The 14,254-nt window shown below is 69.4% G+C and carries 13 protein-coding genes and 1 tRNA gene; 7 read left to right on the top strand and 7 right to left on the bottom strand.

Translation table 11 applies throughout. From position 1 onward, the window contains the following. Positions 1-243 precede the first annotated feature (243 nt). Complete coding sequence (locus ICW40_RS05695) at positions 244-900, top strand: hypothetical protein (protein WP_221652869.1); 657 nt, start codon at positions 244-246, stop codon at positions 898-900. 217 nt (positions 901-1,117) lie between these two features. Here ICW40_RS05695 and ICW40_RS05690 read toward each other — a convergent pair whose 3' ends face one another. Beyond that, the gene (locus ICW40_RS05690; RefSeq protein ID WP_221652868.1) at positions 1,118-2,029 is read right to left on the bottom strand and encodes a hypothetical protein; all 912 of its coding nucleotides are present in this window, start codon (positions 2,027-2,029) and stop codon (positions 1,118-1,120) included. Between the two features lie 879 nt (positions 2,030-2,908). On the opposite strand from ICW40_RS05690, the gene ICW40_RS05685 reads away from it, so the two are divergent. Next, positions 2,909-3,472 carry a hypothetical protein gene (locus ICW40_RS05685; protein ID WP_221652867.1) on the top strand — a complete coding sequence of 188 codons (564 nt, stop codon included), beginning with the start codon at positions 2,909-2,911 and terminating at the stop codon, positions 3,470-3,472. 249 nt (positions 3,473-3,721) lie between these two features. On the opposite strand, the gene ICW40_RS05680 is transcribed toward ICW40_RS05685, so the two are convergent. From ICW40_RS05680 to ICW40_RS05660, 5 genes are all read right to left on the bottom strand, one after another. Beyond that, the gene (locus ICW40_RS05680; RefSeq protein WP_221652866.1) at positions 3,722-4,096 is read right to left on the bottom strand and encodes a hypothetical protein; all 375 of its coding nucleotides are present in this window, start codon (positions 4,094-4,096) and stop codon (positions 3,722-3,724) included. Beyond that, positions 4,093-5,535, bottom strand: a complete 1,443-nt coding sequence (locus ICW40_RS05675) for a putative T7SS-secreted protein (protein WP_221652865.1) — start codon at positions 5,533-5,535, stop codon at positions 4,093-4,095. The genes ICW40_RS05680 and ICW40_RS05675 overlap by 4 nt, the downstream gene beginning before the upstream one ends. Beyond that, on the bottom strand, positions 5,535-5,858 hold the full coding sequence (locus ICW40_RS05670; RefSeq protein WP_221652864.1) for a hypothetical protein: 324 nt from the start codon (positions 5,856-5,858) through the stop codon (positions 5,535-5,537). The genes ICW40_RS05675 and ICW40_RS05670 overlap by 1 nt, the downstream gene beginning before the upstream one ends. 592 nt (positions 5,859-6,450) lie before the next feature. Beyond that, complete coding sequence (locus ICW40_RS05665) at positions 6,451-7,404, bottom strand: hypothetical protein (RefSeq protein WP_221652863.1); 954 nt, start codon at positions 7,402-7,404, stop codon at positions 6,451-6,453. Between the two features lie 113 nt (positions 7,405-7,517). Then, positions 7,518-7,970, bottom strand: a complete 453-nt coding sequence (locus ICW40_RS05660; RefSeq protein WP_221652862.1) for a hypothetical protein — start codon at positions 7,968-7,970, stop codon at positions 7,518-7,520. A 1,074-nt stretch (positions 7,971-9,044) separates the two neighbouring features. Here ICW40_RS05660 and ICW40_RS05655 point away from each other — a divergent pair. Next, positions 9,045-9,875: a hypothetical protein gene (locus tag ICW40_RS05655; RefSeq protein WP_221652861.1), complete on the top strand. Its 831-nt coding sequence runs from the start codon at positions 9,045-9,047 to the stop codon at positions 9,873-9,875. Beyond that, positions 9,872-11,617 (top strand): hypothetical protein, encoded by a 1,746-nt coding sequence (locus ICW40_RS05650; RefSeq protein WP_221652860.1) that lies wholly within the window; start codon positions 9,872-9,874, stop codon positions 11,615-11,617. The genes ICW40_RS05655 and ICW40_RS05650 overlap by 4 nt, the downstream gene beginning before the upstream one ends. Positions 11,618-11,861: 244 nt before the next feature. Here the strand turns inward: ICW40_RS05650 and ICW40_RS05645 are convergent. Continuing rightward, a tRNA-Leu gene (locus ICW40_RS05645) sits at positions 11,862-11,944 on the bottom strand. A 232-nt stretch (positions 11,945-12,176) separates the two neighbouring features. Here ICW40_RS05645 and ICW40_RS05640 point away from each other — a divergent pair. The 3 genes from ICW40_RS05640 to ICW40_RS05630 form a co-directional block, all read left to right on the top strand. Beyond that, the gene (locus tag ICW40_RS05640) at positions 12,177-12,884 is read left to right on the top strand and encodes an FhaA domain-containing protein (protein ID WP_221652859.1); all 708 of its coding nucleotides are present in this window, start codon (positions 12,177-12,179) and stop codon (positions 12,882-12,884) included. 9 nt (positions 12,885-12,893) lie between these two features. Further along, positions 12,894-13,403 (top strand): FHA domain-containing protein FhaB/FipA, encoded by a 510-nt coding sequence (locus ICW40_RS05635; RefSeq protein WP_221652858.1) that lies wholly within the window; start codon positions 12,894-12,896, stop codon positions 13,401-13,403. A 6-nt stretch (positions 13,404-13,409) separates the two neighbouring features. Continuing rightward, positions 13,410-14,254, top strand: an 845-nt coding sequence (locus ICW40_RS05630) for a Stp1/IreP family PP2C-type Ser/Thr phosphatase (protein ID WP_221652857.1), incomplete at its 3' end; no start/stop codon positions are given.

Raw genomic sequence — 14,254 nt, 5'->3', positions numbered from 1 at the left:
ATGACGAGCGGGCCCCGCGACGTGCGCCCGGTGCGCTGGCTCGACGGGCGTGTCACCGGGCCGCTGGCCGTGGGCGTCCCGGTCCGGTTCTTGGTGGCTGACCAGGGCGGCACTACGAGCACCTGGACGACCGGACCGAACCGCAGCATCGACCGGCTGCCGCTCCGCTGACCCGGAACGGCGTCCCGGGATCACCCGCTAGTCCCGGCTGGGATGCCAAGTGGCCGGTTAGCGTCTCTGCTCGTGATCGCAGCTCCATCCGTCGGGCAGCAGGTCGTTCTGGACGTCCTCGGCCACCACATGACCGACTGGGACGTGGCGGCCCTCGACGACCTCAACGACAGCGTCTGCGCAGCCGTCCACGAGGCAGCGCACCACGTCGCGCGAGCCGCGCTCTACGGACAGGGCGGTGACATCTCGATCCACCAGGTACCAACCGGCTCCTTTCCAGCCTTCGGCGGGCTCTCCGAACCAGGGCTCGTTCCTATCGAGGTCGACCGCGCCGACGCAGCGACCGTCAGCATGATGGGCGGCGTCGCCGAGGGTGAACTGGTCGCGCTGATGACGTACAACGGAGAAGACGTGCGGGCCGCCGCCGCGCTGATGGGCATGGACCGTGACCTGGACTCGATCCACCCCTACGCGTGGGCACCCGCCGCAGAAGTCGCAGCTCTCGCGCTGATCCGCCACCACTGGCTGGCGCTGCTGCGGCTCGCGCGCGCCGTGCTCGACGCTCCTGCGATGCGCCTCACATGGGATGAGGCCGTCGCCGCTCTCGGACCGGGCGTTGTCGGGGCCGGTGACGCGCCAGCTAGCACCTATGACCTGGCGTGGGACCAGTTGCGGAACGGTCAGATCGAACGCGCGACCGCTGGTCGCGGGTGGCCGGACGAGACCTGACCGGTCAGGCCGCTACCGTCGCGGCCGTGGGCGATGGGTCGAGTGCGCGTGAGCGTGCCGAGCAGGCATGGGGTATGAGTTCCGCCGGCTAGACGCCACCGCTGTCGCCGTGGGATCTACCAGCGATGCCGCCTCCGGACCCTGACCAACGTAGCGAGCTCGTCGCGGCCGGTGCGGACGGCGAGACCATCACCGCGGCTCTCGCGGACGTTTTGGGCTACGTGGTGGTGCGCTCCTGAGCTTGGCGTCTATTGTTTCGGGTTCGGCGGATGCGGCCGAGTCCCACGGGGAGCATTCCGAGGGCCAGGCCGGCGATGAGGGCGGACGACCACGCGAGTCGCTCTTGGGATGAGACGGCGTCTGTGTCGATGAACAGCAGTCGGCTCTCACGCCCGTCGGAGGAAACCATCCAGGGTTCGACTGTGATGTGCATCTGCGCGAGCGGGCGATCGGTGGTCCAGGAGGGCGTGTCTTCGAACTTGCGCAGGGCCCAGTACTCGTCGGTTGTCGCAGTGGCGTCGGGCGTCCACGTGGTCGGGAGCGCCGTGTAGGACGTCATCGTCAGGGACAGCAGGTTGTCGGTGACTTGCTGTCTGTACTCCCAGCCGTCGGCGGGTGCCGTCAAGGTTTTGGTGACCAGGACGGTTCCGTGAGAGCCGCGGTCCCACAGGTCGCCGTCTCTGGAGCACTGCACTCGAGTCTTGTACGGGTCGTTCGGGTCTTCTTCCGGTGGTGCGTGGAACGTGACGGCGACGCCGGACTGCAACGTGATGGGCTGGACGACGTGGTTGGCCCGGATGGACGCGCACTTGAACGGGATGTCGAAGGTGCTGTCCCAGATGAGCTGAATCTGCGGTGAGCTCGAGACGATGTCGACCACGTCGCGGTCTTGATGGATGTACTGCGCGGTGTACATCTTCAGTTCGTCGGTCGGGTTGTTGATGATGTTGCCGTCGTCGTCGGCGGGTTGGAACGTGATCTGGGACCAGTCGGTCGAGGTGGTCACTGACAGTGGGTCGGTCCACCAGTCGCGGACCATGAACAAGGCGCCGCTCAGGGCGAGCAGGGCGATCGAGATCAGGGCGATGCCCCAGTACGGGTGCTCTTCGAAAGACGGGTCGTCGCCCAAGATGAGGATTCCTCCGACCGCACCTTGTCCGGTGCGGACCACGGGTGGCGGGCCGGGAGGCGGTGTCGTCGCGGCGGACGGGGTTGCTGCCGCTGGTGCTGGAACTGCCACGGGCGTGGGTGATGGAGCTGCCACGACTGCTGGGGCGCTGTGGGCACCCGGGCGCGATGGTCGAGTTCGGCGATGGCCGGCGACGCGGTGCACGGTCGTTCGCGGGCGTCGCGTCATGCCCGGATTGTCCAGCAGGTTTCGGTGTCCTGACCAGGGTGTTGGCCTCTTCTCACCCGTGCTCGCTTGTGTATCACTGGTTACTGGTCAAGCGGGAGGCGCGTGTCGTGCGGGAGTCCCTCAACTGAGCCCCACTTGGTTGACGAGGATGAGCGTGCCCGGCTCGAGAGTGTGCCTTCTCCCTGCAAGACGTCGCCGACCTTGTGGCACATGCCAGTCAGCGAACTGATCGTCGCCCTCAACGATGAGGCCGACCAGAGCATCGAGGCCGCGACCGAGGCCGAGCGGCGGGCACGCGAGGCAGCAGCGCCGCCGGCGCCCGGTACGCCCCGACGACAGAGCGGCCGCGCCGACGCGCCGGGACCAGCTGAGACGCTGCGTCCCGGCCGCCGCCCCGGCGCTCTCGGCCAGGCGGCGTAGTCAAAAGGCCACCGGCACCGAACCTGATCCGGACCGATCCCCCAGAACCCGCCGCAGGACACCACCAGACCGGCGCCCGACGGCGCCAGGCCGGTCCTCACCGGCTACACGTCTGAGCGTCTACCAGGTGTGTCCCACAAGGCGTGCCACGGTGCATCCAAGTGACCAACAGTCTAGCCGCTCGCGCCGGCTGCCCCTGCGATGTCAGCGGGGCCCGCTACCTTCCGCGGCATGACGACGACCCCCGACGTACCCCCGCAGACCCGCCAGTCACTGACCTTCGACGACGCCGGCCTGTGGGCGGTCCAGTCCGACAGCCAGACCCAGTACCTGGTCGACCTTCGCGGTGCTCCTCGTCTGCTGCGCCAGCCCGGGCCGGCATCGAGCCGGGGGCCCGGTGATGGTCAGTGGGTCCGCCTGACGTCGATGCGCGACGTCGAGGTGGGCCAGCGCGCGTACTACACCACCCGCCACGAGCTGGCGGGGGAGGGTTGGTGGCTGCAGCGGCGGATCACCGGCATCGTGGCGATCACCGACGACGCGGTGCCCGCAATGCTCACCGCCGCTGCGGCTGGTGAGCTGGGCGGGGCACCGAGCCCGCCGGAGCCGATCGAGTCGCTACGGGCGCGACGGGCCAAGCTCGGTGCGTGGCTGGAAGAGCGCGGAGTCACGGGCCGCACCGCCGAGCTCGCCGCCGCCCTCAGCGAAACCGTCATGATCGCCCTCGCGGAGTTCGCACGGATCGACCAGGAGCTCGACGAGCGGGGCGCTGATCCTGGCGGCACCGCGCGATGAGTGCGCGCCGTGCCCGGGTACTCGCGGCGGGTCCGGCCATCGCCGCGGCGATCGCTGCGGCTATGGACGGCTAGATGAGCAGATGGATGCGCGGCTAGATGAGTAGCCACACGTCTGGGTGCCTAGATGCGCAGACGGGCGCTGCGACTAAGAGGGACGACGGGCAGCGGGCCGCGGGCGATCCGAAACTCTCTCGGCACGGCGTCGGGGCGTCCAGGAAGGACGGCACGGAAGGTCGCCTGCCCATACTCACTCTGCTGCGGCGAGCAGGCTGTCGGTGGTCGTGCCCGGCTCAAGGGCCAGCAGGTCGGCCGCCCAGTTGATGATGACCACCGAGCCGTCACCGGGGAAGCCCGGACGCTGCGTAAGCCAGGCAACGAACTCGGCGACGTCCTCGTGGTAGCCGTCCAACCCGATGCCCTTGCCAGCGCTCTGCAACCCCACATCGACCGCTACGTGACCGTCGGACCGCGGGATCTGGATGGTGCCGAAGTGGGTCGGTGGCATGAACGACTCGGCTGGGAACCAGCGCGCTTCGGGCCAGTGCGCACGCACATCGTCGACGAGGGCAGGGAAGTCGAAGGTGTAGTCGCCCTCGGCGACGCCGATCAACGCTTCTGTCATGGTCCACTCTCCACGATCCGCACGTACCCGGGGATGTCCAGGGCGCTCATCCTGGACTGGATGAACGCTGCCGCTTCGGCACTGTTCGTCGTGAGCTCGACCGCACCAGCGCCATGAACGCGCGCGGCCTGCGCAAGGTTCGCCAGTGTCGCGTCCATCTTGTCCATGGCGAACTGGGCGAGAGCCGGGCTGTTCATCGAGTCCGGGACGTAAAAGGATCGGGGGCTCGACACGAACTTCGCGTCCCCGAGCGCACCGTACCCGGGCGTGAATCCGTCCGGGTACACGTGCCTGCCGCTCGGCAGCGTGATGCCCCGTTCGTTCACGCCGTAAACGTCAACCTGGTACGCCTGCTCAGCCCCGCGCGACCGCAGGTGGCTCTCAGGCAGGTCGGCGAAGCGCGCCTCAGCCCCCGCGATCTGCGTCGCGTCGAGTGGGTCAAGCACGGAGCCGTTCGCCAAGGGCAGCGGGTCGCGCCGTAGGAACGCCGCGATGTCGATGGCGCCGGAGTCGCTCGCCCAGTCCACCGCGCGCAGCTGAGCCGAGACTGCGCTGAGAGAGCGCGAGCCGGCTCCGATGCCTCCAGCCACGGTGAGCGCTGCGTCGGGTGCCATCGCGCCCCACCAGCGGGCGGGGTTGTCGTGGAGGGTCTGGGTGTCGAGGAACACGCGGCCGAAGTCGTGCGGGTTGTCGCTGACAGTTGTGAGGTTCGCGCGGATCCCTTCGCCGAGTGCGTTGCCGTCCGTGACGAAGCCGTTCCAGTCGAGGGTCGCGCGGACGCTGTTGAACCGGGCGACGAGCATCGCGATCCCGGTCACCCAAGACCACAGGCCAGCCAAGAACTCCGAGGTGTGCCACTGTCCGTCGGGCATGCCCTCGCACATCTGGTCGAGGATCGCGGCTGCCGCCGCAGCCGACTCGTCGACGTCGGCGCGTGCGCTGGCGAGGAGCGCTTCGGCTTCTGCTTGCTTTGCCACTGCAGCCCGCAGCACGGTCGGAGAGCCGAAGGGGTTGGGAGTGGCTGGCGCGGAGGCACCGAACGGGCCGTAGGTGGTGTTAGAGGGGTGTCGCTCAGCGAGCTGAAGGCGGACTGGTCCGAGCGGGCCGAGCTCGGCGCGACCTTCGGCGTACAGATCGATGGCGTCCTGAGCAATGGCTTGAGCCCACGCAAGGGTCTCGGCGTGAGCGCGCAGGACGCTCGCGCTGGCCCGGTGCACGTCAGCAGCAGCGTCGAGGGTGTCCACGAAGATCGGTCGACGTTCGTCCCAGCCGGCCGCGGCTCGGCCGAGCCAGTCAGCCACTTCACCTCGCCGAACTCGCTCAGCGGCATCCGTGAGGTCATCAGCCTGTTGGTCGAGCTGATCCGCGTCACCGTGCAACGCCTCCAGTGAGCCTGGGATCAACGCCACCGGGTCGGTGGTGGTTGCGAGCGTCGCCATCACATGAGCTCCGTGCCCGCTGGCAGGTCCGACGCGAGCTGGTTGAACCGTGCCGGCGCGAGGATCTCCATCTCTGCGTAGTCCGCTGCGGTGGCCTTCAGGACATCACCGGCATCGCACAGCTGGCGTCCTTGGCTGCGGACCAAGTGTCCCCACCGCTCAGAGAACCGGCCGGCCGCCGCGGTCAGGCCCGCGTGCCCGTAACTGTCACGGCCGTCGAGTATGCGGACCGCGCCGATCACAGCAACGTCGTCACCGACGCCCAGCATCGCGGACCCTGCACTGCTGACCTGCTCGATCTCAACTTCGAAGTCGTCGCTCACTGAAGTGCCCCCCGGCCAGCCCGAGCCAACGCACCCTCGGGATGGCGCGACGCTAGCGCACCGCGGTCGAGCGCCTCCTGTTCTCCACAGGCCCATCACTCTGTCGGGGGATAGGCGGGAACCCAGTACAGCTGCGAGCACCCGGCATGAACGGCACGGCCTTGCTCCCGGTGGGGCCAGCAAGTTCAGGTCACGGCAGCTCCTCCTTCACGACGGCCATGAGGGCCGCTTCGATGCCCCGGCGCGCTGCTTCGACAGCCACCTCGGTGAGAACCGCGGTCTCCCCTACGAGGAAGGGGACAGATTCGTCGACCTCGCGGGTTCCGCTGGACGTCCACAAGATGGGGTCGCGCTCCACGAGCCCGCGAGGCCGCAAGCGAAGAGGCCCGTCACCACGTGCGGGTCGAGCCTGAGGACTCTGTTGCCGCATCGATGCGGAGCCTCGCTGCGGCCTCGCCAGCGAGGACAGCCGATGTCGCGACCTTTGGACCACGAACCGCACGCCTTGCCACAAGCGCTTCCTCTCCCGGGTCGGGTGCGTCGGGACCGGTGTGGCGTTTGCCTCGTCCGCCTGTCTCGCTCTCGCGCTACTTCACGAGCCTGGCGCCAGCGGGAGCGCGTGGTCAGCCACGTCGTCGATCGCATGGCCGCCGTAGCTCCGAGGGGTGGTGATCGCGACGCGGTACCCGAGGACGTCATCGACCTCCCGCTGTAGGGCAGGCAGGTCGACGTCGGCCCTCGACTGCACGAAGAGGTCCACGTCGTTGACAGTGGCGCTGCAGTCGCGGAGTCTCGATGGCACGAGGGCGGCCTGCTCGACACCGTGCCGGTGCATGAGTACGTCGAGAGCCGCCCACACCGCCCGAACGTCCGTGGCGGCCTCGATGAACTGTCGCGTTCGGAACTCAGTGGCAATCGCGTCGGGACTCCGCCCCGACGACAACCTGGTGACGGTGCGGGCATGTTCTGCGATCGCCTGGTCGCTGGTAGCAACGGCCGCGGGCACCTCATGCAAGGAGACGACGCGCCGGGCGTTCACGCCGTCACCTTCGCCGACGCCTCCAGGGACTGGCTCGACGACTAGGGGGCATCCAATCCGAACGGGCAGCTTGACGACCACGTGGCGCCAAACCGTGCCACGAGCGGGATCGGACTCGTTGGCCAGGACTGCCATCACCCGTCGGCCGTCCAGGTCCACCACGACTGTCGGGCCGTCGGTCCGCACTACCCACGCGCCGCGCGCTGTCGCACCGAGACTCTGGGGCCCGGAGCGCCCCGCGCGACGGGCGGCCTCACGATGCAGCGCCAGCCACAGGGGGGTCGACGTCAGCCACTCGAGTGCCACGGAGTCCGCATCGCCCTTTCGCAGCGGCACCTCCAGGCGAGGGGAGAACCTGCCAAGGCCGGCCGCGAGGGCGTAGTCGAGGAGGAGCACTACCGCCCGGCTGCGGAGCATCGTGATGACGTTCTCGAGGTGCGCGTCGGACAGTGACCGCAGAGGGAGCACGCGGCTGGCAGAGTCGACCCACACCCGACCCTGCTCCAAGACGCGAGGGTCCATCCGCCCGAGACGCAGGTGCCGGACGGCACGGCGGAACGGGATGTCCCAGGGGTACTCGCCGCGGCCGCCCGGGTCGCGAGAGCGCAGCGCGCGGCGGCTCACCGGGTGTGCCGATGTCCGCGAACGTCCGCGTGACCTCGGAGATGAGTCCGGTCGCCCGCTGGGACGCCCTTCAGCCCTTGGAGACTCTCGAGCGGCTCGATCGCGGTGACCGTGCGCTGCATCCGCCAGTGGTTGTCGTGGTGACCGCCGAGTGGGTCGGTCAGGTACCGCGGCCGATGCCCAACCCGCACCCGCCCCTCAGTGACTGTGCCGTCTGAGGGGTCGATGCTGGTAACACCGACGAGCGGAACCCACTCGTCGTCGAAATCGAACCGCCCGGAGCCAGGCCCGCGCATGCGCATCATGCGCCGACGGTCGAGGTCGAGCAGGTAGACCGTCGCGGACGACGACCTGACGGTCCAGGCACCCGTGTCGGTGGCGAGGTTGAGCGTCGCGACCGGCTCCGTCGGAGGTGTCGCCTGTGGCTTCATGAGTGCGGAGACTTGCACCTCTGTCGCACCTGGGCAAGGCCCTCGTCCCAAGCATCACTGCACGTCAGAGCACGTTTCGTGCTAACTTGGGGGAACCCGATGCCCCATTGCCTAGACGGCCGGCCGGGCTGATCAGCGGCCTCGCAAACGCGAACTGATCCGCTCAATCTCATTACTCGCCCGCGCGAACTCGGAGAGTTTGCTCACGAAGAACGCCCGATCGTCTGGTCGTACGCTGCGGTGGACCTCGCCCAGGGCGGCGGCAACCGATCGACGGAGACTGGCGACCACCTCGTCCAGGGCGTCCGCCTCGCTGAGTGCGATGACCGCCGGGGCCGTTGCCGGGTGTACCCAGGCCGGCGAGTACTCCTCCGGGTAGCTGCCCGGGCCGTGTCGCTGCTCGTACCGCCACCGCCGCTGGTACCAGGCACGGAACTCCTTGCGGTGTGCCGCGCACCTGGCCGGCCGACCTTCCCCCTCTCGCGCATGTCCGAGTCCGAGACAGTCCACGCAAGCGAGCAGACCGTTGGTGAGGCGCAGCACTCTTACGGATTGTCGACTCTCTGGTGACGACGTCATCGCTGGCCCTTCGATGTGTCCGCAGGTCAGGCAAGTGTATAGCGAGGCGGAAAGACATCGCGGTATGTGCGGAAAACTGGGGGTCGACAGCGCGTAGGAAAAGTGCTCCCGTTAAGCCACCGCGCTGTACGGAGCGAACGGAAGGATGGAGAAGCGGCCGGGAGAGGCCGTGGGGCCCAGTGCCCCGACAACCGAAGATGCGAGCCCCTCGCCGGGTACGCGAAAGGCGCCGCCCGAAGGGCGACGCCTCGCGGCCCCTGGAGTTGCACCTCCAGGAACGTCGGGTCCGCCACGCCAGCAAAAGCGAAGGAGGTGCCCTCATGGGCACTGTAGACCGGCGCGCCTCGAGCGCGCCAGAGAACCGGGCAGCCGCCCTCGGGCCGACTGCGGGGTGGGCCCGTGCCTAGGTCCCAGGCCAGCGGTCCGGCAAGCGCGCAGGACATCGCGCGGACCATCGGCACCTACACCCCGTCATCCCTGCCGGCCAGCACGTGGAAGCAGATCCGACCTCTGGTGCGCGAGGTTGCGACGAAGGCGGCGCCGACCACGTTCACCGGGGCGTACGCCGTGCTGCATGCCACCAGCCTCTTCGTGGCGTGGTGCATGGAGCGAGACGAGCCCCTCGACATCGAGACGCTCTTCACCGAGGCGAACGTCGAACACTTCGTCTCCACCGGGATGCCGCACCTGCAGTCGCACTCGCGGAACAGCTACAGGGCTGCACTGCGCCGTACCGGCCGGGCAGCCACCCGGCACGCCTTGTGGTCCCCCGCTCCCCAGGCACTCGGGCGCCGGTCGCTTCGAGCTCCGTACACCCACCAGGAGATCGACTGGCTCTGGGAGATTGCCCGCAGCCAGCCCTCGATAGGCCGTCGCAGAGCTGCACGCGCGCTGATGGCCTTGGGCTACGGAGCCGGACTCAGCCTGGCGGAGATCGTGGTCTTCCCCGGATGCCAGATCAAGGTGTCCGAGGCCGGAGTGCTCGTGGAGGTCACCGGTGAGCGAGCCCGGATCGTTCCCGCCCTCCCGGAAGCCCACGCGGACCTGATCGCCATGCGAGCGGACCACTACGACGCGACCGTGCTGGCAGACGTGCGCCCATCTCGTACGGCCGGCGCAGGCGTCGTCGCGAACCTCGTGGTCCCCGAGGGCGCACCGCGGTTCGACTCGGTGCGCCTGCGCACCACGTGGATGGTCACGCTGCTGGTTCGGGGCGCTCGGCTCTCTGAGGTGACCGCCCTGGCGGGGATCACGAGCACGAAGAACTTCCAGGACATCATCGACTTCGTTCCCCGCCGGTCCCTCGAGGAGATCGCGACAGTGCTCGCTGGCGGTGCCTCGTGAACCCCGGGCCGCTCCAGCGCTTCCAGGTCAAGCCCGCCCGGATCACCAACCGCCAGGCAGTGCGGATCGCCGAGAAGATCGTCGTCCGCTCAGGTCTCGCAGAGATCCTCGGCTCGAGCCTGGACACACGGCACGGCTCACCGATGCAGGTGTCGTGGCGGACGCTCCTGGTCATCTTCACCGTGCACGGGATCCAGGAGAGCAACATGATCCTGCTCAAGATTGAGGAGACCGCCCAGGAACTCTTCAACGAAGGGCTCCTGCCCGGCGTACGTCGAAAGGGCGGGGTGACCTACGACCAGATCCGGCACAACCTGCGCCGGATCGCCAAGGGCCTGGAGGACGGCGCGATCCTGGTGCCGCACGATCCGGCGCTCTGCACGATGCTCAGGGGCGAGCTGCACGACGGCCCTTCCAAGTGCAGCGGCGGAGGACTCCTGACTCCAGCCCTCTTCTCGGCGCGGCTCCTTCGCGCCTCCGTCCCGGACGACGTCATTCGTACGACGTCGTTCGCGATCGACTCCACCGACTACGAGACGTCCGCGGCCCGCCACAGCTGGAAGAAGCTGCCCGACGTCGTGGTGCAGGACGAGATCGACCCGACGGCCGCCTCGCAGAGTGACTTCACGACATCTGACTGGCCCAAGAGGGGAGCGGACGGACGTGAGCAGCACAGCCTCGACCCGGACGCACGCGCCGGGTACCGGTCCGGGAAGAACGGGTGCCCGAAGTCGGTCTTCCTAGGATTCGACCTGCACATCATCGTGCCGGTTCCCGAGCTCGGTCAGGACCCGGTGCCCCACGTCGCGCTCGGCCTCTTCACCGCGCCCGGGGGTGGCGACAAGGCTGCGGCAGGGATCGAGGCCGTCGACGCCTTGAGGGCGGCCGGCGCCACGCTCAACACGCTTTTGAACGACCGCGGCTACAGCTACCGGGTGGCAGAGGACTGGGGTGCGCCCCTTCGGGCCCGAGGCATCGAGTCCGTGCACGACCTGCACACCAATCAGCGTGGCGAGACTCCCGGGCCGCGGCCGGGAACGATCTGGGTGGACGGGGGGCTCTTCACCTCAGCCCTGCCGCAGAGGTTGCGGGACCTGCCGAAGCCACACTTCAGCATGTCCGCGGCCGAGAAGGCCGCGCTCAGCGAGAAGTACGACGAGCGGCTGCCTTACCTATTCGAGCCCATGACGGCTCCCGACCCGCGCACCGGCGCGCGCCGGTACCGGGGACCGGCGGTCAAGCGCCCTCGCCTTCGCTGCCCAAACAACCCCCTCTCGATGCGCAAGGGCTACGACTTGCCCACCACCAAGTGCGTCAAGGGCACCGCGTGCGGTTGTGGCGTCACGCTGACCGTTGAAGCCGACACAGAGCTGAAGAACCGTCAGCGCCTCGCCTGGGGAACGACGGCCTGGGCCGGAAGCTACGGGCGCCGCAGCGCCATCGAGTCCTTCAACTCCGAGCTCAAGGGGAACCGCGGTGTGCGCCTCGCACGCTTCTACTCCCGAGTCTGGGGAAGGGTCCTCAACCACCTCCTGCTCACGTTCGGCCTCGTCGGACTCAACGTCCGGCTCCTGCGCGACTGGCACGCCCTCCGCCTCCTGCGCGACCCCTGGATGGCAGCCATCGGAGACATCAGCGACACCGACTGGGGCAAGGAGCACGGGCACAAGTTCCGCAAGCCCCGGAAGGTCGCGCTCCACGTCCGCCTCGGCCTCAAGGAGCCTCCGCCGCTCCTGAGGTGAGCTTCCCGCTCTCCCTCAAGCTGAACAGCCTGACCAGCAGCCCGCCACCGCAAGGTGCGCGGGCTCACTGGCGTGCGCCGGGCCCGCACGTGAAGGTAATCAACCGGCAAAGATGTCACCATTAGCACGCCAGTGTGCTACCCAGAGGCCCCCAAGCCAGAAGACACAACAACCCCCGGCCGGACCGAGGTCTGACCGGGGGTTGTCCAAACTGCGGCTCCTTGATCATCCAAAGAGCCCGCTGTGCGCGAGGGGGGACTTGAACCCCCACGTCCTTTCGGACACTGGCACCTGAAGCCAGCGCGTCTGCCATTTCGCCACTCGCGCGCGCCGCAGAAGGCTAGCACGCACGGACGGGACGACCTGAACCTCGTCGCGTGCGTGGGCTCGCGGCCGATCGGCGTGCCGACGGATACGATCAGCAGCGGACCTCAGGGTCGGTCCGTCGACCCCCGGTCGGCCGCCGCCCCGCACGAGGCCGTCAGCGAGGGTGGCCCGGCAGCCGTGCCGTGACGTGCGGCGGACGGGCGCAGCCCCGCCGGAGACGGGAGGAGGTGGCATGGGAGTTCTCGACAGGTTCGAGAAGGGCGTCGAACGCGTGGTCAGCAGCGCGTTCGCCAAGGCCTTCAAGAGCGAGGTCAAGCCGGTCGAGCTGGCCAGCGCGCTGCGCCGCGAGGTCGACGACCGCGCCGCCGTCGTCGGCCGCGACCGCACGGTCGTGCCCAACGAGTTCACGATCGAGCTCTCACCTGCCGATCACCACCAGGTGGAGGACTGGGGAGCGGAGCCGCTCGCGGACGAGCTGGCCGCGAACGTGACCGAGCACGCCACCCAGCAGCGCTACGCCTTCGTCGGCCCCGTGACGGTGGCGTTCGTCGAGAACGACGAGCTCGAGACCGGCCGCTTCCAGGTGCGCAGCGCGACCGTGCGCGGCGCCGTCGCGCCCGCGGCGTCGGTCGCCGCGAGCCCGCGCCACCCCCTCGTCGACATCGACGGCCAGCGCTACCTGCTCACCGGCCCCGTCACGGTCATCGGCCGCGGCAGCGAGGCGGACATCATCGTCGACGACCCGGGCATCTCCCGGCGCCACCTCGAGATCCGCGTCACGCCCGACGGCGTCGTCGCGAGCGACCTCGGCTCGACCAACGGCACGTACGTCGAGGGGCACCAGGTGCCCGCCGCGACCCTCGTCGACGGCAACACGATCACGATCGGCCGCACCCGGATCCTGTTCTGGACCGGCGCGGACGACGACGAGGACGGGTGATCGCCCGGCATGAGTGAGCTCACGATCACCCTGCTGCGGCTGGGCTACCTGGTGCTGCTCTGGGTGTTCGTCCTCGCGGCGATCGGCGTGCTGCGCCGGGACCTGTACGGCACGCGCATCGTCAACCGCGTCCTGCGCCGCGGCGGGCAGTCGGCTCCCGCCGCACCCCGGCCGGCGCCGCCCGTCGCGACCGAGGGCCGCTCGCAGCCCTTCCCCAAGCGTGAGGTCATGCCGCGCCGCCTCGTCGTGACCGCCGGCCCGCTGCGGGGCACCACGCTCCCGCTCGGCTCCTCGGCGATCCTCATCGGCCGCGCGCCGTCGTGCACGCTCGTGCTCGACGACGACTACTCCTCCCAGCGGCACGCACGCGTGTTCCCGCAGGACGGCGAGTGGTACGTGGAGGACCTCGGCTCGACCAACGGCACCTTCCTGGGCCGCGAGAAGGTCGAGCAGCCCACCGCCGTGCGCGCCGGCGCGCAGATCAAGGTGGGCCAGTCGATCCTCGAGCTGCAGCGGTAGGCGCCCGTGACCATCGCCCTGCGGTACGCCGCCCGGTCCGACGTCGGCCTCGTGCGCGCCAACAACCAGGACTCCGCCTACGCCGGTCCCCACCTGCTCGCCGTCGCCGACGGCATGGGCGGCCACGCGGGCGGCGACGTCGCGTCGTCGGTCGCCGTCGCCCACCTCGCGCCGCTCGACGACGAGGCGCACGGGCCTGACGACGTCCTCGCCGAGCTGGGCCGCGCGCTCACCACCGCGCACGACGAGCTGCTGGCCCGCGCCGAGGAGAACCCCGAGCTCGCGGGCCTCGGCACCACGGTCACCGCGCTGCTGCGCTCGGGCAACAAGCTGGCGATGGCGCACATCGGCGACTCGCGCGCCTACCTGCTGCGCGACGGCGAGCTGACCCAGGTCACCACGGACCACTCGTTCGTCCAGCACCTCGTCAACACGGGCAAGATCACGGCCGAGGAGGCCGAGCGCCACCCGCAGCGGTCGGTGCTGCTGCGCGTGCTCGGCGACTTCGACATGGAGATCGTCCCCGACATGTCGGTGCGCGAGGCGCGCGCCGGCGACCGGTGGCTGCTGTGCTCCGACGGGCTCTCGGGCGTCGTGAGCGCCGACACGCTCGCCCAGACCATGCGCGACGTCACGGACATCGACGCGTGCGCGGACCAGCTCGTCCAGCTCGCGCTGCGCGGCGGGGCACCGGACAACGTCACCGTCGTGCTGGGCGACGTCGTCGAGGTCGACACGATGCGCGACGGCGCCGCGCCCGCGACGACGTCGCACGTCGTCGGCGCCGCGGCGCTCGACCGCAACCGCCCCACCATGGGGGGCACGGGCGCCGCCGCCCGCGCCGCCGAGCA

It is taken from the genome of Actinotalea ferrariae (assembly GCF_019733465.1).
Lineage (GTDB): Bacteria > Actinomycetota > Actinomycetes > Actinomycetales > Cellulomonadaceae > Actinotalea > Actinotalea ferrariae_A.
The sequence above is the reverse complement of the archived record's forward strand: the minus strand, read 5'-3'. Positions and strand labels throughout refer to the sequence as shown.

What these genes read in the sequence shown, in the direction of transcription:
- ICW40_RS05685 (WP_221652867.1), top strand. Translation starts at nt 2,909, where the DNA reads ATGACGACGACCCCCGACGTACCCCCGCAGACCCGCCAGTCACTGACC.
- ICW40_RS05680 (WP_221652866.1), bottom strand. Translation starts at nt 4,096, where the DNA reads ATGACAGAAGCGTTGATCGGCGTCGCCGAGGGCGACTACACCTTCGAC.
- ICW40_RS05675 (WP_221652865.1), bottom strand. Translation starts at nt 5,535, where the DNA reads ATGGCGACGCTCGCAACCACCACCGACCCGGTGGCGTTGATCCCAGGC.
- ICW40_RS05640 (WP_221652859.1), top strand. Translation starts at nt 12,177, where the DNA reads ATGGGAGTTCTCGACAGGTTCGAGAAGGGCGTCGAACGCGTGGTCAGC.
- ICW40_RS05635 (WP_221652858.1), top strand. Translation starts at nt 12,894, where the DNA reads ATGAGTGAGCTCACGATCACCCTGCTGCGGCTGGGCTACCTGGTGCTG.